Genomic DNA, 22,073 nt, shown 5'->3' with positions numbered 1-22,073 from the left:
GGGAGTCGAGCGGGGTGCCGGTGATTCACCGGCACCCCGCTCGGCGTCTGCCCCCGCCCGCCCGGCCCCGCCCCGCCCGGCCCCGCCTCGGCGATCTTGCAGTTTCTGTCGCTGTTTTGCGTGGAATAACCCTTATGCCGGAGCAGAAAGTGCAAGATCGCGTGGGGCGAGGGTGGGACGGGGGTGGGGCGCTCAGCGCGTCAGGGTGATGATCTCGTCGCCGGCCAGCCGCCCGGACTCGCGATCGCGTCGCACGGCGCCGGCGTCGACAAGGTCGGCGAGCGCCTGGTTGGCATCGGCGGCACGGTAGACGGTCGCGGTGAGGGTGTGCCGGCGCAGCTCGGTCACCGGCCGCGCCCCGCCCGCCCGCAACTCGGCCAGCAGCTCGTGGGCCAACGGTTCGAGGTCGGGTTCGCCGACCACGTCGACAGTCGTACCGGTCGGGTCGAGCGGGTCGCGGTAGCGCACGTCGAGGTCCGCGCCGACCGCCCACAGCGCGTCACGGACCGCCTCCAGGCTCCGGTCGGAGCGGCTGCCGAACGCGATCACCCCGGCGGCCTCGCCACCGGGCAGCACCGGTGCCACCTCGGCGACCAGGGGAAACCCGGCGGAGACGAGCACGTCTCGGGCGCTGTCGGTGGTGTGCAGCAGCAGCTCTCCGGTCCGGCCGTTGGTCGTGGCGGTGAGCAGCTTCGGGGTCACCGCGCCGGGCAGGTCCACGAAGGAGAACAGCGGCGCGCCGGCCGCCCCGGCGGCCTTCACCGCGACCGGCAGCCGGTACGGCTCGCCGGCCAGCAGGTGCACTGTGACCTCGGCGGGCAACTCCGCCTCGATCGGGCCGAGTCGGGCCGGCAGGTCGGCGGCGGCGTCGGCCAGCACCAGCACCGTCACCTGCCGGCCGCGCACCTGGTCGCCGTGCGTGGCGACCAGGCGTAGCGCGGCCTCCGCGCTGCCCGCGTCGGCGCCCGCGAGGGCTATGGTGGCCCGCCGGGAGCGGTGCAGGGCCGCGGGCAGCCAGGTCGTCAACTGGCGGACCAGTAGCTCGCGGAGAAAATCAGTGGTCCGGTCGGTCGGCATCGGTCCGTTCTACCGTACGGGCGGTCAGGCCGGGACGGAGATCCCCACCCCGCCCCGGGTCTGCCCGCCGTAACGCTGCCGCTCGGCGTCCAGGTCGAGCCGACCAATCTGCTTGCGGGCGGCCAGCGCGGTGTCGTCGAGCAGGTCGGCCGGGATCAGCCAGACCACCTCGAACTCCAGGCCGTCCGGGTCCTTGCCGTAGAGGCTCTTGGTCGTGCCGTGGTCGGAGGTGCCGACCAGTGCGCCGGCTGCGGCGAGCCGCTCGGCGGTGGCGGCCAGCTCGTCGAGCGTGTCCACCTCCCAGGCGAGGTGGTAGAGGCCGACGGTGGACCGGCCGGCGGTCGACCGCCCGGCGCCCGCGCCGATCTCGAAGAGGCCGAGGTCGTGGTCGTTGGTGGAGTCGGGGGCCTGGAGGAAGGTGGCGCCCCGGAAGCCGTCCGGGGTCATCGCCACCGGGCGGAAGCCCAGCACGTCGCTGTAGAACGCGACGCTGCGGGCGAGGTCACTGACGTAGAGGACCGCGTGGTTGAGCCGGTGGATACCCATGGCCCGACACTAGCGCGCTTTAGTTGAACATTCAACCATCGGGAGTATGATGGCGGTCATGACCCGCTGGTTGGACCCTGACGAGCAGCGCACCTGGCGCGCGTACCTCACCGCCTCCCGGGTGCTGATGGACACTCTCGACCGTGAGCTGCAACGCGACGCGGGCATGCCGCACGCGTACTACGAGATCCTGGTCCAGCTCTCCGAGGCCCCCGGTCGGCAACTGCGCATGAGCCAGTTGGCGCAGGCCGCGGGGTCGTCGCGCAGCCGGCTCTCGCACGCAGTGGCCCGGCTGGAGGCCGCCGGCTGGGTGCGCCGCGAGGACTGCCCCACCGACCGGCGGGGGCAGATCGCGCTACTCACCGACGAGGGTTTCGCCACCCTCGCGGCCGCCGCACCCGGCCACGTCGAGGGGGTACGCCGACACCTGTTCGACGCGTTGAGCCCCGCCCAGGTCGACCAGCTACGCCGGATCAGCGAGACCCTGGCCGAGCACCTGACCGGATCCTGACCAATCGACACCGGCGCGGGTCTTGTACTTACCGTCGTCGGATGAGCACGATGGGGCGTGTCTTCCGGCTTCGGTGAACTGACTGATCAGGCGCACCACCTCGTGTCCTCCGGCGATCTTGCCGGCGCACAGCAACTGCTGTCCGACGCGCTCACCGACGCCGACCCCCGCCCGGCCAACGCCACCCCCGAGCTGGCCGAGGCGGCCAGCCTCCAGGCGCGGGTGCTGATCGCTCTCGGTGAGCCGCACTCCGCCCGCGGGTGGGCCGCCTTCGCGTACGCGGCCAGCACCCGCCTGCACGGCCGCGCCGACCCACGCACGGTGGCCGCCGCGGCGACCCTGGCCGCGGTGCTGCACCGGGTCGGCAGCCACTCCCGGGCGGCGCGGCTCTACCAGGAAGTCATCATCGAGCTGACCGCACAGGACGGCCCGGAGTCACTGCGGGTGCTCGCCGCGCACGCCGACCTGGCCACCGTCGAGTACGCGCGCGGCCAGTGCACTGTGGCCCGCGACCGCCTCCAGGACGCCTGGGAGCTGCACCGCGAGGTGTACGGCGACGGGCACCCCAGCGGCATCAAGATGCTGGCGCGGCTCGGAGCGATGCAGCGCGACTGCGGGCAGTTCGCCGAGGCACACGACAACCTGGCGCTCGCCCGCGAGCTGTGCCGACAGCACCTGCCCGCCGACGACCCGCTGGCCACCCAGGTGGCGGCCCTGGCCCGGGCAGCGGCCAGTCCCGACCACGCCTGCGCCGACGACCCGCCCACGGCTCGGGACACGCCGGTCGTGCCGGCCGCCCGCGTCCCACCGCACGGCGACGGGCCGGCCGAATCCGGCTACCACCCGCAGGCAGCCGCGACCCACCACGCCGGGGCGGTGCCGAACCCCCGGCTGCCCTCCGACGAGGCGGTCGGGTCAACGGGGAGCAGATGGTCGACCGAAGCGGCGGACGAGCCGTCGCCCCAGCCCACCGACCCTCCGGTGCCCCCGTCGGTGGTCGGGCTGGCCGGCGGCACGCAGGAGCAGCCCGGGGTGTACCGGCTGCACCGACCCGCCGACCCGTACGCGTCGCCCAACCCGAACCCGCCGCCCGAGCAGCACCAACCGTCCGACCCGTACGCCCGGCCAGACCCGGACCACTCATCCGACCCGTACGCCCGGCCCGATCCGTACGCGCAGGTCGAGCCGTACACGCCGTCGCGGCTGCTGCCGGTGCCCGTGCACCGCGCGCCGCCGGAGCAGCGCAACCGGCTGGTGCCGGTGCTGGTGGCCGGCGTCGTCGTGGTGCTCCTCGGCGCGGCAGCGGTGATCGCCGGGGTGGCCCGGGTCGACGGCGACGACGAACCGACCCCGCCGCCGGCCAGCGCCTCTCCCACCGCCGGCGCGCCGGCCAGCACCGCGCCCGCCCCGGGCGGCACGGCACCCACGTCGGCTGCTGCAGCGGCCCCGCCCGGCACCCCACCCAGCGCGGTGACCCTGCGCGACACCCGGGACAGCATCGCGCTGAACTGGACCTATCCGGCCGGCGGCGAGGGCCCGGTGGTCATCGCGGGCGGCCGCACGGGGCAGGCCCACAACATCTTCGCGACGCTGCCCGCCGGCACCACCAGCTTCGTCATCTACGCGCTCAACCGCACCAACGACTTCTGCTTCACCGTCGCCGTCGCCTGGTCCACCGACACCGTGGCCCGTTCCAAGCAGGTCTGCACCCGCCGCCGCTGACCCGCCAGCCGCTGCCCTTGCCCGCTACGCCCCGCCCCACCGCTTTGCCGCTAACCCCGCAGACCTCACTCAGCGTGGGCCTACCCGTTGACGAACCTGCCGTGACAAACCGTCACACCCGGCGCCCCCGCCCACACTCACCCCCAGGCTTTGCTCTGCTTATCTATACGCACCACCTCGGCTGACCAGCTGAAACGTCGTGGCCGTCGCTTCGACACGCACCGGCGAGCATCACGTTGGGTAGCTGTCGCGTCCGCGGGTGCAGAGCAAAGGGGGCATCGGTGGTCGGTGGGGGGAGGTCGCCGTCACGGCCCGTCTAAATTGGGGGGTCCTCGGCTGGCAACGCCGGCAGCAGCAGGCACACCCGTAGCCCTCGCTGCTCCGGCGCGTCGGTCAGGGTGATGCTGCCGCCCGCGCGTCGAACCAACTCCCGGACGATGGCCAGCCCCAGGCCGGCTCCCCCGTCGTCGCGGGCCCGTCCGTCATCCAGCCGGGTGAACCGGTCGAAGACCCGCTCCCGGTCCGCCACCGCGACCCCCGGGCCGTCGTCGGTCACCGTCACCAGGTGGTACGCCCCGACGTCAGGCCCGACTCTAGAGCCCACCGTCGGTGCCCCCGTCGACGCCGCGAGCACGACACTGCCGTGCGCGTGGCGTACCGCGTTGTCGACCAGGTTGGCCAGCACGCGACGCAACTCCTCGACGGTGCCGATCGTCCAGAGCGGGCCCGCCGGCGGCGTCACCCGCACCGGCGGTGACGGGTAGCGGGCGGCGACCTCGGTCAGCAACGCGCCCAGCTCCACCGGGCCGGTCCCCCGGGCCGGCGGAGTCTCGTCCAGGCGGGCCAGCAGCAGGAGATCGTCGACCAGGCGGCTCAGCCGGTCGGTGTCGGCGAGCAGGTTGGCGGTCACCGCCGTCCAGTCCGTCCGGTCGGCGAGGCGCTGGGCCACCTCCAGCTCGGTCCGGATGTTGGTCAACGGGCTGCGCAACTCGTGCGCGGCGTCGGAGACGAAGGCCCGCTGCCGGACGCGGGCGGACTCCAGCCGGCCGAGCATGCCGTTGAGGGTGACCGCCAGACGGTGGATCTCGTCGGCCGACGCCGGCACCGGCAGCCGGCCGGCTCCGGCCCTCCCGGTGATCTCCTCGGCGCCTCGACGTAACGCCTCGACCGGCCGCAGGGTCGCGCCCACCACCCGCCACGCCACCCCGGCCAGCACGGCCACCAGCAACGGGAAGGCCACCAGCAGGATGGTCCGGACCACATGGGTGCTGTGCCGCACGTCGGCCATCGAGCGGGCGACCAGCACGGTGAGCGGGTCGGCCGCGGTGCCGGCGGGTACGGCGACCACCCGGACCGGGCCGACGAGCCCGACCCGCTCGGCCGGCACCTCGAGCCGCTGCCGACCGTCGCGGTTCAGTCGCTCCGGGCGGACCATCGGCACCAGACGGTCGGCGTCGATCGAGGCCGCCCGGATTCGTCCCTGCCCGTCGACGACCTGCACGCGGACCTGCCCGCCCGCCACCGGCAGCGGGTCGGGCAGCGCGTCCTCGGCGGCGAGCAGGGCGACCGCGTCGGCGGTGCGGAACGCCTCGGTGTCGACAGTGCGTTGGAGCACGAAGCCGAGCGCGCCGAGCAGCACCACCCCGCCCAGGGCCAGCCCGATGGTGAGACCGACCACACCGATCGCCATGAGCCGCCCGCGCAGCCCGAGGACCGGCATCCGGCCGGGCTTGCCCCGACGGGTGGCGGCCGGCCCGTCGGCGGTCACGTCGCCAGCCGGTAGCCGGCGCCCCGGACCGTCTCCAGCCGGTCCCGGCCGAGCTTGCGGCGCAGGTAGCCGACGTACACCTCGACGGCGTTCGGCGCGGTCTCCAGGCTCGCGTCCCAGACGTGGTCCAACAACTCAACCTTGGAGATCACCTGGCCCGGCCGGCGCATCAGGTAGTCCAGCAACGCGAACTCCCGCGCGGTCAGCGCCACCTCAGCGTCCGCCCGGGTCACCCGTCGGCGGGCCGGGTCCAACCGCAGGTCACCGACCGCCAGCACGGTCGGGCGCTCCGGCGCGCCCCGACGCAGCAGCGCCCGCAGCCGGGCCAGCAGCACCACGTACGAGAAGGGTTTGGTCAGGTAGTCGTCGGCGCCGCAGTCGAGGCCGTCGGCCTGGTCGTACTCGCCGTCCTTGGCGGAGAGCATCAGCACCGGCAACCAGTGCTGCTCCGCGCGCAGCCGCCGGACCAACTCGTACCCGGAGAGGCCGGGCAGCATCACGTCGAGGATCATGGCGTCGTACCCGCCGTGCCGGGCCGCGTCCAGGCCCGCCGGGCCGGTTGCCGCCACGTCCACCGCGAACCCCTCCGCCTGGAGACCGCGTTGTAGGGCGGCCGCCAACCGGGCCTCGTCCTCCACCACCAGCACCCGCACAGCTCAAGGGTGCCACCCGGGTCAATCGGCGCGGTTCGGTGTCCTCAGCGCGCTCACAGCACAGACGAGGCAAGATGGCCGCAGGAGGTGCCACCATGTCCGTCCTGAGAAGCCGTCCCGTCCTTCGCTGGTTGGTTCCGGCCACCGCGGCCGTCGCCGTCATCGGCGGCGGCGCGGCGATCGGCACGTTCGCCGCCGAGGCCGAGCCGAGCCTGCCGCCCCGAACCGCCGCTCAGCTCCTGGTCGACCTGCAGACATCCCGGCTGGAGGGGTTGTCCGGGACCGTCGTGCAAGGCGCCGACCTCGGCCTGCCGCCACTCGTCGGTCTGGTTCCCGGTAACGAGCTGACCACCCTGCTGACCGGCACCCACACCCTGCGGGTCTGGTATTCCGGGCCGGACCAGCAGCGGGTCGCGCTGATGGACACGCTGGGCGAGCAGGACATCATCCGCAACGGCCGGGACCTGTGGACGTGGCAGAGCCGCAGCAACACCGCCACCCACCGCACACTGGGCGCCGACGCCGGGGCCTGGAAGCCCGCCCCCGAACCGGCAGCGAGCCTGCCGGCCACCCCGCAGGAGGCCGCCGACCTGGCGTTGGGCGCGATCGACCCGAGCACCGAGGTCAGCGTGGGCCGGTCGGCCACCGTCGCCGGCCGGGACGCGTACGAGTTGGTGCTCCAGCCGCGCGACCAGGACTCCCTGGTGCACCAGCTGCGGATCGCCATCGACGCCAAGCAGCACGTGCCGCTGCGCTTCGAGGTGCTCGCGAAGGGCAGCGACCGGCCGGCGTTCGAGGTGGCCTTCACCCAGGTCGACTACCGCCGCCCGGACGCCGACCAGTTCCGCTTCAACCCGCCGCCCGGCGTGACAGTCAACGAGGAGAAGGCCGAGCGCCCGACGGGCAAGCCCGGTCACGTCGAGCCGGCGGGCGACCCGCAGGTCCGCGCGGTGGGCGACGGCTGGACGACAGTGCTGGTCGGCCGCCTCGACGGGGCCGGTGTCGGCCGGAAGCCCGCCACGAAGCCGGCCGCTCCCCCGGCCGGCACCGCACCGGACCTGGACATGTCGAAGCTGCTCGGCGGGCTGCCGGCGGTCAGTGGCGACTGGGGCAGCGGTCGGCTCTTCACCAGCAAGCTGTTCAGCGTGCTGCTCACCGACGACGGCCGGGTGCTCGCCGGAGCGGTGACGCCGGAGCGGCTCTACCAGGCCGCGCGCGGCTGATCTCCGCAGTGTTCGCGCCGGGTCGACCTGACGGTCGGCCCGGCGCTTCGCTGTGGGTAAGACCGAGGTCAGGAGACGCCGAGGGCGCTGAGGTACGCGTCGGCGAGGACCGCGTGGCCGGGCAGGTACGGATGGACCCGGTCGTCGGCCCAACGCGTCGCCGGACTCACCGCCAGCACCCGGTCGAACGCCGCCTGGTTGGGCACGTGCACCGCGTCGAACTCGGTGGCCAGCCCCGCCACGACCGCCGCGTACCGGTCGGTGTCGGCGCGTTGCGGGACGCTCCGGTCGGCCTCGATGAAGAACGGGTCACCGAGGATCAGTCGGCAGCCGGTGGCGTCGACCGCCCGACGGAGCAGGTCGCGCAGGGTGCGCTCGTACTCCTCGATGCCGACGGCCTCATCCGGCCGGTCACCGTAGTGCCGCCAGATGTCGTTGATGCCGATCAGCACCGCGAGCCAGTCGGGGTGCTCGGCGATGGCGTCGTCGTCCCAGCGGGCGGCCAGGTCGCGCACCGTGTCGCCGCCCACACCCCGGTTGACCCACTCCAGCTCCAACTCGGGGTGCCGGGCGTCGACCAGGGCGCGCACGAGACTCACATATCCGCTGCCGTAGGGCGCGGCGACGTCGCGTCGACCACAATCGGTGATGCTGTCCCCGATGAAGACCACCCGTTGCCCGGTCCGCAGGATCATCCGCCGCCACCTCGCGATCACCGGCGCGCCGGACCGCCGGGCTTGGTGAGAACCGGCGGAACGCGCTATCTTCAACAGTTCGAAGGCACAAAAAAGAACGGCTAAAAGCCGTTCCTGCAAAGGATTCTAATCTTTAGGGAGACGGCTTGTCAAGGCACTCCGGCGGTTCCGGCGAATTGCCGCTCGACGACGAGATCGGTCGCGAGCAGGAGTACGTCTCGATGCTCTACAACCGGCTGGACCAACTGCGTGAGCAGGCCGCCCACCGGCTCACCGCCGAGCTGCACAACACCGGCGGCACCCTCCAGGACCGCTCGCAGCGCGACAGCTCGGTAGCGATGTACGCCGATCAGGTCGAACAGTTCTCCGCCGTGGAGAACGGGCTCTGCTTCGGCCGTCTCGACGGCGACGACGACTCCCGCCGCTACATCGGCCGGATCGGCATCTTCGACACCAGTGGTGACTACGACCCGCTGCTGATGGACTGGCGGGCACCCGCCGCCCGCCCGTTCTACCTCGCCACCGCCGCGAACCCGCAGGGCGTACGCCGTCGTCGGCACCTGCGTACCCGGCAGCGCAAGGTGACCGGGCTCAACGACGAGGTGCTCGACATCGACACCGCCTCCCCCGGCGCCCACGAGGAGCTGACCGGTGAGGCGTCGCTGCTCGCCGCGCTCAACGCGGGCCGTACCGGCCGGATGCGCGACATCGTCGAGACCATCCAGGCCGAGCAGGACGAGGTCATCCGCGCGGAACTCCCGGGTGTGATGGTGGTCCAGGGCGGCCCCGGCACCGGCAAGACCGCTGTCGCGCTGCACCGGGCGGCGTACCTGCTCTACACGCACCGCCGGGAACTCTCCAGCCGTGGCGTGCTGCTGGTCGGCCCGAACGCGACCTTCCTGCGCTACATCTCCCAGGTGCTGCCGACGCTGGCCGAGACCGGCGTGCTGCTGCGTACCCAGGGTGATCTCTTTCCCGGAGTGAGCGCCCAACGGACCGAGCCGGCCGGAACCGCGGCGCTCAAGGGCCGGGCGGTGCTGGCGGAGGTGTTGGCGCTGGCCGTCCGGGACCGGCAGTGGGTGCCGGACGAGCCGCTGGAGATCGAGGTCGAGCGGGAGACGCTGACCCTCGACCCGGAGATCGTGCGGGCGGCCCGGGATCGGGTCCGCCGCGCCGAACGACCACACAACCTGGCCCGCGCGTTGTTCGACGTGGAGATCGTGCACGCGCTCGCCGACGAGGTGGCCGAGCGGATCGGCGCCGACCCGCTCGGCGGGGACAACCTCCTCGACGAGGCGGACCGGGCCGAGATCCGCCGCGAGCTGCGCGAGGAGACGGAGATCCAGGCCGCCCTGGACCGCCTGTGGCCGGTGCTGACCCCACAGCGGCTGCTCGCCGACCTGTACGCCGACCCGGACCGGATCGCCGCCGCCGCGCCGATGCTCAGCGAGGACGAGCGGGCGCTGCTGCGCCGCGAGCCCGGTGGCTGGACGCCGGCCGACGTCCCGCTGCTGGACGAGGCCGCCGAACTGCTCGGCGAGGACGAACGCGCCGCCGCCGCCCGGCGGGACCGCATCCGGATGATGGAACGGGAGTACGCCGAGGGCGTGCTGGAGATCGCCCGGGGTTCCCGCTCGATCGACGTCGAGGACGAGGCCGAGGGCGGTGAGATCCTGGGCGTGACCGACCTCATCGACGCGGATCGGCTGCTGGAGCGGCAGGAGGAGGCCGACCGGCTGACCACCGCGCAGCGGGCCGCCGCCGACCGCACCTGGGCGTTCGGCCACGTGATCGTGGACGAGGCGCAGGAGCTCTCGCCGATGGCCTGGCGACTGCTGATGCGCCGCTGCCCGAGCCGGTCGATGACGATCGTCGGGGACGTGGCACAGACCGGCGCGCTGAGCGGCACGCCGTCCTGGGCGGACGCCCTCGCCCCGTACGTCGAGCAGCGGTGGCGGCTCACCGAGCTGACGGTCAGCTACCGCACTCCCGCCGAGATCATGGCGGTCGCCGCCGAGGTGCTGGCCGAGATCGACCCGGCACTGCGGCCGCCGCGCTCGGTGCGGGAGAGCGGCGTACCGCCGTGGGACCGGACGGTGCCCGACGACCGGTTGGCGGCGGAGTTGGTCGCCGAGGCCACCCGGGAGGCGGCCGGGCTGACCGAGGGGCGGCTCGGGGTGCTCGTGCCGGCCGGCCGGGTGGGCGAGCTGGGTGCGGCGGTGACCGCCGCCCTGCCGGAGGCCGCCGTCGGTGAGCATCCGGAGCTGGAGAGCCGGGTGGTGGTGTTGACCGTCGCGCAGGCCAAGGGGTTGGAGTTCGACTCGGTGCTGGTGGTCGACCCGGACCGGATGGTGGCCGAGTCCCCCCGCGGACGAAGCGACCTGTACGTAGCCCTGACCCGCGCCACCCAACGCCTGGGTGTCCTCCGCCCGGCGAGCTGACCACGAAACCCGCCGTCCCCACCGAGTTGTCACTCGGCGGGGGCGGCGGGTGCGGGTTAGTCGTTTGATTTGTCCCTGATGGACTTTGCCGGGCCGGTTGCCGACGTTGACTGGTCGCTGGTGCCGCCGCCCATCGGGGTGCTGAGGCCACCGGTGGTGGCATCACCGGTGGTGGTCGGCGCGACGGTGCCCGGGTGTCGCTCCGGCTGTCGGGCCACCCGGCGTACGCTCGCCGGCCCGGCGGTGCCACCGGTGGTGGTCACCGCGCCCTGCCCGCCGACGGGGCCGCCGTCACGCAGCACCTGCGGGTCGATCCGTTCCTTCGCTGGATCGAACGGGTCGTCGCGCTGGATCTGACTCTCCACATCGGTGCGGGGCACAGTCACCTCGTCGAGGGCGCCCTTGCCGTACACGCCGCCGGCGATCCGATCCTCGGCCTCGCGGGCGGCATCCTGCCGCATGTCGTCCTCACGCACGTCCATCACCTCGCAGAAGCTGTGGAACTGACTGCGTGCCCGGCCACCGGCCGACCAAACCCGGCGTGACCGGAAGGTCGTCCACGGCGGTTCACCAGCACGCCGCCCGCCGGCCGTCTTCCCGCAGCCCGAGATGTCCATGCTGTCCCGCGACCGGTGGGAGATGCCCGCCGGCAGGAGGGGATGACAGCGTGCGCACAGTACGCCGTACCGCCGTCGCGGCCCTGGTGGCCGCGACGGTGACGACCGGGCTCGCGGTGCCCGCCCAGGCGAAGCCACGACCGGACCGGACATTCGACGTGCAGGCCCACCGGGGTGGCCTCGGGCTGCGGGTGGAAAACACTCTCGCCTCCTTCGGCAACGCCCTCCAGCTCGGGGTAACCACCCTCGAACTGGACGTGCAGATCACCGAGGACGGCCAGGCCGTCGTCACCCACGACCGCAAGGTCACCGGCACCAAGTGCGTCGACACCACAGCGGTGACGCCCGGTGACCCGGAGTTCCCGTACGTCGGGAAGTACATCAACACGCTCAGCCTGGCCCAGGTGCGCTCGCTCGACTGCGGCTCAAAGACGCTGCCGGACAAGCCCGGCCAGCTCGCCGTCCCCGGTGCCCGGATGCCGCTGCTGCGTGAGGTCTTCGCCCTGGTCAACCGCTACCGGGCGAAGGACGTGAAGCTCAACGTCGAGACCAAGGTCGAGGCTGGCGCGCCGACCGAGACCGCCCCCCGCGAGCAGTTCGTCCGGGTCGCCGCCGCCGAGATCCGCGCCGCCGGGCTGCTCAAGCAGGTCACCATCCAGAGCTTCGACTGGGGCGCGCTGATGCGCATGCGTCAGGTCGAGCCGAAGCTGCCGCTGGTCGCCCTGACCAACTACGACTTCCTCCAGACCGGCCAGCCGGGTGCGTCACCGTGGCTGGGCGGGCTGGACATCGACGACTTCGGCGGCGACCCGATCAAGGCGATCCGCAGCTTCGGCGTCAGCGCCTTCTCGCCGGTGCACGGGTCCCCGCAGAACGGCACTGTCACCGACCCGGGCTACAAGCCGTACGTCACGAAGGAGATGGTCGCCCAGGCGCACCGCTACGGGATCAAGGTGATCCCGTGGACTGTCGACGACGTGCCGACCATGAGCAAGCTGATCGACGACGGCGTGGACGGCATCATCACCGACTACCCGGACCGGCTGCGTGGCCTGCTGGCGCAGCGCGGTTACCGGTTGCCGAAGGCGTACACCGCGCCGTTCGACATCCAGGCACACCGGGGCGGTCGGGCCACCCGACCGGAGAACACCCTGCCGGCGTTCGCGAACGCGCTGTCCAACCGGGCCATCTCCACCCTTGAGCTGGACACCAACGTGACGGCCGACGGCAAGCTCGTGGTGCTGCACGACCGCACCGTCAACGGGTCGCACTGCGTCGACACCGCCCCGGTGCGCCCGGGAGACCGGAAGTTCCCGTACGTGGGCAAGCCGGTGCACGAGTTGACACTGGCGCAGCTCAAGACCGTGGACTGCGGCACGAAGACGCTGCCCGAGCTGCCCGCCCAGGTGCCCGCGCCCGGTGCCCGGATTCCGACCCTGGACGAGGTGTTCGCCCTGGTGAAGGCGAGTGGCCGCACCGACATCGGAATGAACATCGAAACGAAGATCAGCCCGGTGGTGAACGACACCGAGCCGTACCGCAGCTTCACCCGCAAGCTCGTCGACGCGATCCAGCGGGCCGGCTTCACCAGCCGGGCCACCATCCAGTCGTTCGACTGGCGCACCATCACGTACGCCCGGCAGCTCGACCGGCGGATCGGCACTGTCGGCCTGGTCTGGCAGTACGGCCCGGCCGAGTGCGCGACCCTCGCCGACGAGTGCTCGCTGCAGGCGGTCTACGGCAACCCGTCGGTGAAGAGCCCGTGGACCGGTGGGCTGGACTGGTGGAAGTACCAGGACCTGGGCAAGCTGACCCGGGCCGCGGGCGCTGGCACGGTGTCCGCCAACTGGCAGGTGCACGACCCGAAGCAGGGCACTGTCGCCTCGACCGACTGGTACCTGCGGGAGAACCCGGCGTACTTCCACGGACCGGACGTTCGGACCCTGCAGACGCGCTACGACCTGAAGGTGATCCCGTACACCGTTGATGACGCGGCGGTGATGCAGCGGGTCATCGACCTGGGCGTCGACGGCATCATCACCGACGACCCCGACCTTCTGGTGAGCGTGGCGACCCGCAACGGCCTGCGCTGACCCGTCGACCACCCGATCGCCGGCCGGACTTTTCCGGCCGGCGATCGGTGTTACCTGCTCCGTGGCCTCGGGTAGTCGGGGGTTGTCCCCGCCACGAAAGCGAACCGTGCCGTGGCCGAAACGCGGTAGCGGGGCGAGGGAATGCAGGTACGACTCATCGCATCCTGAGGAGGACCAGATGAGCACGCAGGCTGCTTCCACCCGGCCGATGAACCGGCCCATGAACGACCCGCAGAATCCCGCTCAGATGCGGGACATGCAGACCCAGCAGATGCCGGTCATGCATGACGGGCGCCGCAACGACATGCAGGCACCCGGTACGGAGACCAAGCAGGCGTTCAAGACCACCGAGTTCTGGATCTACCTGATCGCGGTGGCCGCCGTACTGGGCGCGTCGCAGGTCGTCGGTAAGAACTCCGCCGGGGTGGACATCTTCCGGGCCGACAACGCCTGGTTCCTGATCACCCTGCTGACGCTTGGCTACCTCGGTAGCCGTGGCCTCTCGAAGGCCGGCAGCAACTGGCGCAGCGGCGAGGAGCGCAAGGCCCGGCACTGACCGGTTCACAGTGCACGGTGGCCTCCGGGAGATCCTCCCGGAGGCCACCGTCATGTTCGTAACGGGCTACTCGTCGCCACCGAAGTCGCCGAAGTCACCCTCGAACGATTCCTCGATCATCTCGCCGGCGATCATGCCGCCGGCGACACCCAGCGCGGCGCCGGCCACCATGCCGCCCATGCCGTGCCCACGGCTGTGACCGTGGCCGTGGCTCGGGCTGTACTGGGAGCGCAGGCTGCCGTAGCGGGACGTGGTCTCGCGCAGCCAGCCGTCGACGACCTGCGCCCAGTCCACCCGGTCAACGTCGGTGTGCGACACCTGGTAGCGGCCGAACGCGTCGTGCCCGGCGCTGAGGAACCCGCCGCGCTTGTCGCACTCCAGGATGACCTCCACACCACGCTGGCTGGTCACGAAGGTCAGCTCGACCTCACGGATGGTGCTCGCGTACTGCGGAGACGCGAAGAACTCGATCTCCTGGTAGAACGGCAGCGTCTGCTGCACGCCCCGGATGTGACCACGCTCCAGGTCGGCGTGCTTGAACCGGAAGCCGAGCCGCTGGAACGCCTCCAGGATCCGCTCGTGCACCGGCAGCGGGTGCACCGCCACCTGGTCCAGGTCGCTCTTGTCGACCGCTCGGGCGATCGCCAACTCGGTACGCAGACCCATCGTCATACCGTGCAGGCGCTGGCCGTACACGTCGGTGATCGGGGTCTCCCACGGCACCGGCAGCTGGAACGGGATCGAGAGCTGCTGCTTCGGGGCGAGTACGAGCGACCCGCTGACCGCCATGCGGTGGAACTCCATCGTGCCCGCGTACTCGGTGTCGTGCCCCTCGACCTCGACCCGGGTGACCAGGCCGATCACCACCTGCTCGATGGCCGCCTCAGCGTCGCCACCGACGAGGTTGACCTGCCCGTCGAGGGTCAGGCCGGGCCGGGTGTTGGGGTTGGTCAGCACGGTGTCCACGCTGGGACCGCCCACACCGAACGCGCTCAACATCTTCTTGAAGACCATCGGAACTCCTGTGCGACGCCGACCGCTCCAGGCTGGAGTCGGACGTGACTCGGACGGCACCCTATCCATCACCCCTGTGAGGTGGCTGTGAAGCGCCGCGCTGCCGCCACGTTCGTTGGCCACGCGATCAGCCCCAGCAGCGGGCGTTAGCCGATGACTTCGGCGCGCAGCCGCTCGGCGACCTGGTCGGGCGACGGCATGGCGACGATCTCGGCGCTGATCCGGCGTGCCCCCTCGGCGAACGTCGGCTCGTCGAGCACCCGGCGCAGGGCCGCCGCGACGGCCGCCGGGTCGGCCTGGCCGGGCATCAGCGCGAGGCCCGCACCGGACGCCGCGACCCGGTCGGCCTGGAAGAACTGGTCAGCGCCCTGGGGTACGACCACCATGGGGATGCCGCGGGCCAGCGTGCCGAGGGTGGTGCCGGCGCCGCCGTGGGTGATGACCGCGTCGGCGTTTTCCAGCAGCTGCGCCAACGGCACGAACGGGCTGAATTCGACCCGGTCGGAGTCGAGCTGGTAGTCCTCCGGCTTGCCGTCGAGGCCGAGCGTTGCCAGCACATCGACGTCGACGTCGGTGAGGGCCCCCAGAAGCGGACCGACGACGGCGGGGTCGGCGAAGACCGTACCGAAGCTCACCAGGACCCGGGGCCGGCCGCCGGCCGCCGGGGTGCCGCCACCGCTCGGGGCGTCGGGCGCCTGGTGGGGTTCGGGTCGCAGCGCGATCCGCTCCATTCCCGACGGTACGGCGAAGTTCTCGAACTGGAGACCGGGCGGGCAGGTGTCCAGCAGCCAACGACCGGCGGGGGTGCGCTCGGGTGCGGGCAGCCCGCGCTCCTCGTAGCGGGAGCGGACGACGGCGGTGAGCGCGTCGGTGAACTCGGCCGGCACCGACGGCCCGAAGGCGAGGGTGGCCAGGGGTACGCCGAGGCTGGTGGCGACCAGCGGTCCCACGAAGTCGACCATCTCGCTGACGATCAGGTCGGGTCGCCAGCTTCTCGCCTGCGCCAACGCCTCGTCGGCGGTCAGGTCGACCCGCACGCCGGCGAAGAACTCGGCGACCGCCTCGGGGGTGGGCTCGGTCGCCGGGTTGAGGCCGAGCTTGCGCCCCACCTCGGCGAAGAGCACGTCCGGCATGGGACCGGCCGGCAGCAGCTCGATCCCCTCGGGGGCGATGAGCGGAGTCATGCCTGCGGCGGTGATCACGGCGACGTCGTGACCCTGGCGACGAAACGCGCGGGCCAGCGGCAGCAGAGGGAGGAAGTGCCCAAAAGCGGGCACGTTTGAGAAGAGGAGTCGCATGATCATCAGAATACTCTTCTGATGAGTGCCGCCGTATAGTGCCCTGATGACCGCAGCTCACCCCCGCGCCAGCCGGCGTCAGGAGAGCGCCGAACAGACCCGACAATTGATCTTGGAGTCGGCCCAGCACCTGTTCCTCGCCCAGGGGTACGCCACGACAACAATCAACGACATCGCCGCGCGCGCCCGAGTAGCCGTGGCGACCGTCTACACAAGCGTCGGCGGCAAGCCGACCCTGCTGCGAGCATTGATCGAGGCGGGCGTCAACGACCCCGAGACCACCCGCAACGTGGCGGCCGTCGCGGTCGCCACCGACCCCCGGGAGGTCCTGCGCCTGATCGGCGCCGGGACCCGGTACGGTCACCAGAACCACCACCAGCAGGTAGCCCTCATGAAGGCGGCCGCCGGCATGACCCCGAGCGCGGCAACCGTGGCGCGGGACGCGGCGGCGGCCTACCGGCAGGCCCTGCGGGTCGGCGCGGTCCGCCTCGACGAGCTGTCGGCCCTGCGGCCGGGCCTCACCGTCGAACAGGCAACCCAGGTGCTCTGGTTCTACTTCGGGCTGCACTCCTGGCCGCAGCTCGTCGACGAGGGCGGCTGGTCGTACGACGAGGCCGAGCGGTGGCTGGTCGAACGGGCCGCCGAGGCACTGCTCAACTCCTAGCCGAACTCGCCCACCTTGACGCCGAGGACGAACGCGGTCCACCCCTCGGCGGGGTAGACGAGTGTTGCCGCCGCACGATCCTTGCTGTCCCGTACCGCCACTCGACCGGAACCGTCCAGAACCGGCCCCGCCTCAACACAGCTACCACCATTGCTGTTGCTCCGGGTGCTGATGTGCCAGGCCACCGCCGGCAGGGCTTCACTCATGGCAGTTCCTCCTTGATCTTCGAGATCAGCTTGGCCGCCTCGCGCTGATCCAACGCGACATCACGAAGCTGATCGTACGCAAGCGCGTAGCGCTTCGACTTTGGCGATTCCATGAAGCGGCGCCCGCCCAGTGTCTCGGCATACGCGACCTCCGGGTATGGCTTGGGCATCCCGAAGAGCACGAAGGAGCCATCGAGACCGGCATGCAGCCCGACCCTTGATGGCAGCACACGGACGTCGATGTTCGGCTGGCCGATCAGCTCGCCCAGATGGTGGAGTTGACCGCGCATCACGGCAGGGCCGCCAACAGGTCGGCGTAGCACGCTTTCATCGATGATCGCCGCGACACGGACAGTCGGATTTCGCGTGAGAACACGTTGACGGTCGATCCTGAGTTGCAGCCACTTGCCGACCGAGAAATCTGTCGCCTGCTCCCCCTCCGCGTTACGGATCACCGCCTCCGCGTAGGCCGGTGTCTGCATGAGACCTGGCATGAGGAAGGCATCCCAGGAGCAGATTCGCTCTGCCCTGCTTTCGAGCCAAGGGAAATCGATGAACGAGGCGTCAACCAACTCGTCGTAGTCGTCGTCCCACCTGTCCGTTCGCCAGGCATCCTCGGCGAGCTGGATGAAGCGGTTCCGCTCGCGCCCGTCGTGCTCGCCGTAGAGGTCAAGCAGCGACACGACAACGCCACGCCGGAACGGCCACTCGGCGCGCTCCCAGCGGGCGATCGACGAAAAGTCGCGCTCCAGGAACTCGGCGGCCTGCTTGAGAGTGATGCCGCGTTGCTCCCGTAGCTGCCGCATCTGCTGACCGAGCCATTGGGCACGCAATGTCTGCACGAACGATTCACGCCTGGCGGGCATGGTGCCCCTCTCCTCATGGACCCTCAAGACAAATTCCGTTGGTGTCGTTGCACCAACACCGAGGCCACTGGAAACGTGGCCTGCGGGTGAGGGTGATCGCCGGCCCCCGGGGACGCCCGGTGCAAACACGGCAACCGCGGCTGTGCCAACAGCCGAGAAGGTGACGAGAGACGGCCTCGCGAGTGGCAGGCGCATACCGGCTCTCGTCGGGTCTCAACTAGAGCGTCGGGATGTGCGAATCCCGGCTCCGAACCGACTTGACGAATAACTACCACGGCAAAGGGCCCCTTCGCGACCCTGACCCGCCCATCTGTCGACGACACGCGAGGTGATGAATGACCCGAGGCACTCTCTACGACGGCACGCTCCACGGCGGTCGGCTGGCTCGGCTGCACCCGAGCCAGGTCCGGGACCGGCAGTTCACCGTCGTCGGTTTCGGCCGACGAGGCCTGGACCCCGGGGAGGTACGACGGTTCCTGCACCGCGTCGCGCTCGACCTGGCGACGCTGCACCACGATGTGGCTCGGCTCAGCGAGGAGAACGCCCGTGTCAAGCGCGCGCTGCGCGATTGGCAGAGCGCCTGGTCCGAGCGGCGTCAGCCGTGAGCCCGGGATGGGAGCACCAGTACAGCGGTCTTTTCACGCCGTTGCCGCGGTTCGCCGTCGGGGCGCACGCGGAGAGGCCTCGGCATGTGATCCACCTGCCGGTGACGGTCACCGACCTGGCCGGAGCGCTGGATCTGGCCCGTACTCTCGCCCGGTCGCTGGCCTCGACGCCACAGGTCGACGTCGCCGGCATCACAGTGTCGGCCGAGGACGCGCAGCACGTACGACATTGGGTTTTCTGCGACCGGATCATGCCCGATCGCCGCCGCTGCGCGCGGCAGGCCGACCACGTGGGTGCCTGCCTACCCAACAACGGCCCCTAAGCCGAACCGCCACCTTCCGCGATCTTGCACTTTCTGTCCCGACCTAAGGGGCGATCCACGCATTTCGGCAACCGAAACCGCAAGATCGGCGCGGAGAGCGCGGGGGCGCGGGGGGCGCGGGGGCGCGGGGGCGCGGGGGCGCGGGGGGCACGGGGGCGCGGGGGCGCGGGGGCGCGGGGGCGCGGGGGCGCGGCATCAGTCGGTGTCCACGATCACCAGTTCGCCGACCTGTTCGCCGATCGTGGTGCGTGCCTCCGGCGGCAGCCCCCGGTCGGTGATCAGCACGTCGGCGGCCTCCAGCGGGGCGATGGTGGCGATGCCGATCGTCTCCCACTTGGTGTGGTCGGCGAGCACCACGAGCCGGCGGGCCGCGCCGATGAGGCAGCGGTTGACGCCGGCCTCCAGCAGGTTGGGCGTGGTGAACCCGGTCCGTGGGCTGAGGCCGTGCACACCGAGGAACAGCAGGTCGACGTTGAGCGCGCTGATCGCCGCCTCGGCCACCGGCCCGGTCAACGCGTCCGACGGGGTGCGGATGCCACCGGTCAACACGACGGTCTGGTCGGCGCGCGGGTTCTGGTAGAGCGCGTCGGCCACCGGGATCGAGTTGGTCACCACGGTCAGCCCGCGTACGTCGGAGAGCAGCGTGGCCAGCGCGGCGGTGGTGGTGCCGGCGGAGAGCGCGATGGCCATCCCCGGCTCCACCATCGTCGCGGCCCGCTCGGCGATGGCCCGCTTCTCCGCCTGCTGGCGGATCGACTTCGCGGCGAAGCCGGGTTCCTCGGCCGAGCCGGGCCCGGCGAGGGTCGCGCCGCCGTGCACCTTGTCGACCAGGCCGCGCTCGGCCAACACCTCCAGGTCGCGCCTAATCGTCATGTCGGACACGCCGAATCGACTGACCAGCTGACTCACCCGCACCCCGCCGCGTTGGCGGATCAGATCGAGGATGGCGGTCTGCCTCTGCTGGGCGAGCATGTGGGGAACCTCCTTCGCGCCGTGACCGTCGTCAGAATCAGGTCCGATCCTCACGGACCACCGCCACCTCACCGGCCGGCAGTGCCAGCTCACCGGCGCAGTGTCCTCCGGTCAACAGCTCGACGCCGTGCGCCGGCAGGCGTACCTCGGTGTCGGTGTGGTTGATCGCGAACAGCCAGGTCCGGTCGCCGTCGCGGCGGCGGACCACCTCCACTCCCGACGGCGCCGACGCCGCCGGGCGGACCTCGGCCTCGGCGAGCAGCCGGGTCACCAGCCGGTCGGTGGCCGGCTCGTCGAGCCGGGTGCCGACATACCAGGCGGCGCCGTCGCCCACCCGGTGGCGGGTCAGCGCCGGCACGCCCGGCAAGGGCCCATCGGTGTACGAGGCGAGCACCTCGGCGCCGTCGGGGTGCACCCACTCGGTCCACACGTCGGCGGTGCTGCCGTCGTCGAGGCGGACCTGCTCGCCCTCGCGCAGCGGGAAGAACTCCTCGGTCCGGACGCCGAGCAACTCCCGGAACGCGCCCGGGTAGCCGCCCAGCCGGATGTGGTCGTTGGCGTCGACGATGCCGCTGAAGTAGGTGACCGCCGCCGTGCCCCCGGCCTCGACGTACCGGTGCAGTGCGGCGACGTCGGCGTCCCGGACCAGGTAGAGGGTCGGCACCAGGACCAGCCGGTAGCCGCTGAGGTCGGTCGACGGGTGGACGATGTCGGCGGTCACGCCGGCCCGCCAGAGCGAGCCGTACAGGGCGTTCAGCCGGTCGGCGTAGGTGACGTCGACGCTGGGGTGCGAATCCAACTCGACACCCCACCACGCCTCCCAGTCGAACAGGATCGCCACGTCGGCGTCCACCCGACTGCCGCGTACCTCCGCGAGGGCCTTGAGGTCCGCGCCGAGCTGGCAGACCTCGCGGAACACCTTGGTGTCCGGCCCGGCGTGCGGCACCAGCGCGGAGTGGAACTTCTCCGCGCCGGCCCGGGAGGCACGCCACTGGAAGAAGAGCACCCCGTCGGCGCCGCGGGCGACGTGCGCGAGGCTGTTGCGGCGCAGTTGCCCGGGCAGCTTGGCCGCGTTGCGCGGCTGCCACTGGACGGCGCTGGTGGAGTGCTCCATCAGCAGCCACGGGTCGCCGCCGGCGACGCCCCGGGTGTGATCGGCGGCGAGCGCCAGCCCGAGGTGCGCCTGCGGGTCGGCCGCGGTCAGGTAGTGGTCGTTGGAGACCAGGTCCACATCGTTCGCCCAGGACTGGTAGTCCATGTGCTTGACGCCCATGCCGATCATGAAATTGGTGGTGATCGGCTGGTGGACAAGCGCCTTCAGTACCTCGCGCTCGGCGCGCAGTTGGGCGCGCAGCTCGTCGGAGGAGAAGCGCAGGAAGTCCAACTGCTGCGTCGGGTTGGCGAAGGTCAGCGCGGTGCGCGGCGGGTTGATCTCGGCCCAGTCGCCGTAGCGCTGACTCCAGAACGCGGTGCCCCAGGCGTCGTTGAGCCGGTCCAGGTCGCCGTAGCGCTCGCGCAGCCAGCCGCGGAACGCCTCGGCGCTGACGTCGCAGTAGCAGTGCGCGTTGTGGCAGCCCAGCTCGTTGGAGACGTGCCACATGACCACGGCGGGATGCTCGGCGTACCGGCCGGCGACCGCGCGTACCAACTCCAGCGACCGCTGGCGGAATACCGGTGAGCTGGGGCAGTACGCCTGTCGTCCCCCCGGCCAGAGGATCGCGCCGTCGGCCCGGCGGGGCAGCGTCTCCGGGTGCTCGTGGGCCAACCACGGCGGTGGGCTGGCCGTGGCGGTGGCCAGGTCGACCTGGATGCCACCGTCGTGCAGCAGGTCCAGCACCCGATCCAGCCAGCCGAACTCGAACCGCCCCGGGGCGGGCTCCAGCAACGCCCAGGAGAAGATGCCGACGGAGACCAGGTTGACCCCGGCCTGGCGCATCAGGTCGACGTCCTCGGACCAGGTTTCCTCGGGCCACTGCTCGGGGTTGTAGTCGCCGCCGAAATAGATGCTGTCACCCTGCCATCGCCGCATGACAGCTGAGGGTGCACCCGCTGGTCCACCGAAGTCAACAGGTTCCAACATCGAGCTTCTTTCCAACGTTTACCAGGTAACGGCCGTGTCACGACTGGGTTATCAGAGGCGAACTGCCCTCTTGACAGCGCACGACCGCAGGGTAGCTTGAGGCCCCAATGGCCGTTCGTGTTCGCCAATGTGGATTCTCGGTG

The 22,073-nt window shown here is 71.4% G+C and carries 21 protein-coding genes; 9 read left to right on the top strand and 12 right to left on the bottom strand.

Features of this window, described 5'->3' with window-relative positions:
- Positions 1-192 precede the first annotated feature (192 nt).
- Together ABZ794_RS21245 and ABZ794_RS21240 are read right to left on the bottom strand one after the other, a co-directional pair.
- Positions 193-1,077: a hypothetical protein gene (locus ABZ794_RS21245; protein WP_357517097.1), complete on the bottom strand. Its 885-nt coding sequence runs from the start codon at positions 1,075-1,077 to the stop codon at positions 193-195.
- Between the two features lie 24 nt (positions 1,078-1,101).
- Positions 1,102-1,623: a VOC family protein gene (locus ABZ794_RS21240; RefSeq protein ID WP_210787616.1), complete on the bottom strand. Its 522-nt coding sequence runs from the start codon at positions 1,621-1,623 to the stop codon at positions 1,102-1,104.
- Positions 1,624-1,672: 49 nt separating this feature from the next.
- Here ABZ794_RS21240 and ABZ794_RS21235 point away from each other — a divergent pair, with 49 nt between their 5' ends.
- Both ABZ794_RS21235 and ABZ794_RS21230 read left to right on the top strand, forming a co-directional pair.
- Positions 1,673-2,134 carry a MarR family transcriptional regulator gene (locus ABZ794_RS21235; protein WP_030333595.1) on the top strand — a complete coding sequence of 154 codons (462 nt, stop codon included), beginning with the start codon at positions 1,673-1,675 and terminating at the stop codon, positions 2,132-2,134.
- Between the two features lie 57 nt (positions 2,135-2,191).
- Positions 2,192-3,856: a tetratricopeptide repeat protein gene (locus ABZ794_RS21230; protein ID WP_357517095.1), complete on the top strand. Its 1,665-nt coding sequence runs from the start codon at positions 2,192-2,194 to the stop codon at positions 3,854-3,856.
- Positions 3,857-4,172: 316 nt separating this feature from the next.
- Here ABZ794_RS21230 and ABZ794_RS21225 read toward each other — a convergent pair whose 3' ends face one another.
- Positions 4,173-5,546, bottom strand: coding sequence for an ATP-binding protein (locus ABZ794_RS21225; RefSeq protein ID WP_357517153.1), 1,374 nt, complete (start codon positions 5,544-5,546; stop codon positions 4,173-4,175).
- A 74-nt stretch (positions 5,547-5,620) separates the two neighbouring features.
- Positions 5,621-6,277: a response regulator transcription factor gene (locus ABZ794_RS21220; RefSeq protein WP_112585109.1), complete on the bottom strand. Its 657-nt coding sequence runs from the start codon at positions 6,275-6,277 to the stop codon at positions 5,621-5,623.
- 95 nt (positions 6,278-6,372) lie between these two features.
- On the opposite strand from ABZ794_RS21220, the gene ABZ794_RS21215 reads away from it, so the two are divergent.
- On the top strand, positions 6,373-7,500 hold the full coding sequence (locus tag ABZ794_RS21215; RefSeq protein WP_357517092.1) for a sigma-E factor regulatory protein RseB domain-containing protein: 1,128 nt from the start codon (positions 6,373-6,375) through the stop codon (positions 7,498-7,500).
- A gap of 68 nt (positions 7,501-7,568) precedes the next feature.
- On the opposite strand, the gene ABZ794_RS21210 is transcribed toward ABZ794_RS21215, so the two are convergent.
- Positions 7,569-8,195 (bottom strand): SGNH/GDSL hydrolase family protein, encoded by a 627-nt coding sequence (locus ABZ794_RS21210; protein ID WP_210787038.1) that lies wholly within the window; start codon positions 8,193-8,195, stop codon positions 7,569-7,571.
- 221 nt (positions 8,196-8,416) lie between these two features.
- Between ABZ794_RS21210 and ABZ794_RS21205 the strand changes: the two genes are divergently transcribed.
- A complete protein-coding gene (locus tag ABZ794_RS21205; protein WP_357517151.1) occupies positions 8,417-10,636 on the top strand; it encodes an ATP-binding domain-containing protein in 2,220 nt (739 codons plus the stop codon).
- A gap of 56 nt (positions 10,637-10,692) precedes the next feature.
- On the opposite strand, the gene ABZ794_RS21200 is transcribed toward ABZ794_RS21205, so the two are convergent.
- Complete coding sequence (locus ABZ794_RS21200; protein WP_210787040.1) at positions 10,693-11,112, bottom strand: hypothetical protein; 420 nt, start codon at positions 11,110-11,112, stop codon at positions 10,693-10,695.
- Between the two features lie 191 nt (positions 11,113-11,303).
- Between ABZ794_RS21200 and ABZ794_RS21195 the strand changes: the two genes are divergently transcribed.
- Positions 11,304-13,346, top strand: a complete 2,043-nt coding sequence (locus ABZ794_RS21195; RefSeq protein ID WP_357517089.1) for a glycerophosphodiester phosphodiesterase family protein — start codon at positions 11,304-11,306, stop codon at positions 13,344-13,346.
- Between the two features lie 178 nt (positions 13,347-13,524).
- Entirely contained in the window at positions 13,525-13,902 is a 378-nt protein-coding gene (locus tag ABZ794_RS21190; RefSeq protein ID WP_210787042.1) for a hypothetical protein, read from the top strand.
- 66 nt (positions 13,903-13,968) lie between these two features.
- Here ABZ794_RS21190 and ABZ794_RS21185 read toward each other — a convergent pair whose 3' ends face one another.
- Both ABZ794_RS21185 and ABZ794_RS21180 read right to left on the bottom strand, forming a co-directional pair.
- Positions 13,969-14,916: a sporulation protein gene (locus ABZ794_RS21185; protein WP_357517087.1), complete on the bottom strand. Its 948-nt coding sequence runs from the start codon at positions 14,914-14,916 to the stop codon at positions 13,969-13,971.
- A 146-nt stretch (positions 14,917-15,062) separates the two neighbouring features.
- Complete coding sequence (locus ABZ794_RS21180; RefSeq protein WP_357517085.1) at positions 15,063-16,214, bottom strand: glycosyltransferase; 1,152 nt, start codon at positions 16,212-16,214, stop codon at positions 15,063-15,065.
- A 46-nt stretch (positions 16,215-16,260) separates the two neighbouring features.
- Between ABZ794_RS21180 and ABZ794_RS21175 the strand changes: the two genes are divergently transcribed.
- Complete coding sequence (locus ABZ794_RS21175) at positions 16,261-16,878, top strand: TetR family transcriptional regulator (RefSeq protein WP_357517083.1); 618 nt, start codon at positions 16,261-16,263, stop codon at positions 16,876-16,878.
- Here ABZ794_RS21175 and ABZ794_RS21170 read toward each other — a convergent pair.
- Both ABZ794_RS21170 and ABZ794_RS21165 read right to left on the bottom strand, forming a co-directional pair.
- Complete coding sequence (locus tag ABZ794_RS21170) at positions 16,875-17,084, bottom strand: DUF397 domain-containing protein (protein WP_210787049.1); 210 nt, start codon at positions 17,082-17,084, stop codon at positions 16,875-16,877. The two genes, ABZ794_RS21175 and ABZ794_RS21170, sit on opposite strands and share 4 nt — an antisense overlap.
- Positions 17,081-17,950, bottom strand: a complete 870-nt coding sequence (locus ABZ794_RS21165; RefSeq protein WP_357517081.1) for a helix-turn-helix transcriptional regulator — start codon at positions 17,948-17,950, stop codon at positions 17,081-17,083. The genes ABZ794_RS21170 and ABZ794_RS21165 overlap by 4 nt, the downstream gene beginning before the upstream one ends.
- A 335-nt stretch (positions 17,951-18,285) precedes the next feature.
- Between ABZ794_RS21165 and ABZ794_RS21160 the strand changes: the two genes are divergently transcribed.
- On the top strand, positions 18,286-18,555 hold the full coding sequence (locus ABZ794_RS21160; RefSeq protein ID WP_357517079.1) for a DivIVA domain-containing protein: 270 nt from the start codon (positions 18,286-18,288) through the stop codon (positions 18,553-18,555).
- Positions 18,556-18,641: 86 nt separating this feature from the next.
- Positions 18,642-18,878 (top strand): hypothetical protein, encoded by a 237-nt coding sequence (locus ABZ794_RS21155; RefSeq protein ID WP_357517077.1) that lies wholly within the window; start codon positions 18,642-18,644, stop codon positions 18,876-18,878.
- 195 nt (positions 18,879-19,073) lie between these two features.
- Here ABZ794_RS21155 and ABZ794_RS21150 read toward each other — a convergent pair whose 3' ends face one another.
- Together ABZ794_RS21150 and ABZ794_RS21145 are read right to left on the bottom strand one after the other, a co-directional pair.
- Positions 19,074-19,850, bottom strand: coding sequence for a DeoR/GlpR family DNA-binding transcription regulator (locus ABZ794_RS21150; protein ID WP_357517076.1), 777 nt, complete (start codon positions 19,848-19,850; stop codon positions 19,074-19,076).
- A 37-nt stretch (positions 19,851-19,887) separates the two neighbouring features.
- Positions 19,888-21,879 (bottom strand): beta-galactosidase, encoded by a 1,992-nt coding sequence (locus tag ABZ794_RS21145; RefSeq protein WP_357517075.1) that lies wholly within the window; start codon positions 21,877-21,879, stop codon positions 19,888-19,890.
- Between the last annotated feature and the right edge of the window lie 194 nt (positions 21,880-22,073).

Source organism: Micromonospora sp. NPDC047187 (assembly GCF_040643355.1).
Lineage (GTDB): Bacteria > Actinomycetota > Actinomycetes > Mycobacteriales > Micromonosporaceae > Micromonospora > Micromonospora salmantinae.
Note: the sequence above shows the minus strand (reverse complement) of the source record. Positions and strands in the feature narration are given on the sequence as shown.

Coding starts and splice junctions, on each gene's coding strand:
- ABZ794_RS21245 (WP_357517097.1), bottom strand. CDS start 1,077: ATGCCGACCGACCGGACCACTGATTTTCTCCGCGAGCTACTGGTCCGC.
- ABZ794_RS21240 (WP_210787616.1), bottom strand. CDS start 1,623: ATGGGTATCCACCGGCTCAACCACGCGGTCCTCTACGTCAGTGACCTC.
- ABZ794_RS21235 (WP_030333595.1), top strand. CDS start 1,673: ATGGCGGTCATGACCCGCTGGTTGGACCCTGACGAGCAGCGCACCTGG.
- ABZ794_RS21225 (WP_357517153.1), bottom strand. CDS start 5,546: ATGGCGATCGGTGTGGTCGGTCTCACCATCGGGCTGGCCCTGGGCGGG.
- ABZ794_RS21215 (WP_357517092.1), top strand. CDS start 6,373: ATGTCCGTCCTGAGAAGCCGTCCCGTCCTTCGCTGGTTGGTTCCGGCC.
- ABZ794_RS21210 (WP_210787038.1), bottom strand. CDS start 8,195: ATGATCCTGCGGACCGGGCAACGGGTGGTCTTCATCGGGGACAGCATC.
- ABZ794_RS21205 (WP_357517151.1), top strand. CDS start 8,417: ATGCTCTACAACCGGCTGGACCAACTGCGTGAGCAGGCCGCCCACCGG.
- ABZ794_RS21190 (WP_210787042.1), top strand. CDS start 13,525: ATGAGCACGCAGGCTGCTTCCACCCGGCCGATGAACCGGCCCATGAAC.
- ABZ794_RS21185 (WP_357517087.1), bottom strand. CDS start 14,916: ATGGTCTTCAAGAAGATGTTGAGCGCGTTCGGTGTGGGCGGTCCCAGC.
- ABZ794_RS21180 (WP_357517085.1), bottom strand. CDS start 16,214: ATGCGACTCCTCTTCTCAAACGTGCCCGCTTTTGGGCACTTCCTCCCT.
- ABZ794_RS21175 (WP_357517083.1), top strand. CDS start 16,261: ATGACCGCAGCTCACCCCCGCGCCAGCCGGCGTCAGGAGAGCGCCGAA.
- ABZ794_RS21170 (WP_210787049.1), bottom strand. CDS start 17,084: ATGAGTGAAGCCCTGCCGGCGGTGGCCTGGCACATCAGCACCCGGAGC.
- ABZ794_RS21165 (WP_357517081.1), bottom strand. CDS start 17,950: ATGCCCGCCAGGCGTGAATCGTTCGTGCAGACATTGCGTGCCCAATGG.
- ABZ794_RS21160 (WP_357517079.1), top strand. CDS start 18,286: ATGACCCGAGGCACTCTCTACGACGGCACGCTCCACGGCGGTCGGCTG.
- ABZ794_RS21150 (WP_357517076.1), bottom strand. CDS start 19,850: ATGCTCGCCCAGCAGAGGCAGACCGCCATCCTCGATCTGATCCGCCAA.
- ABZ794_RS21145 (WP_357517075.1), bottom strand. CDS start 21,879: ATGCGGCGATGGCAGGGTGACAGCATCTATTTCGGCGGCGACTACAAC.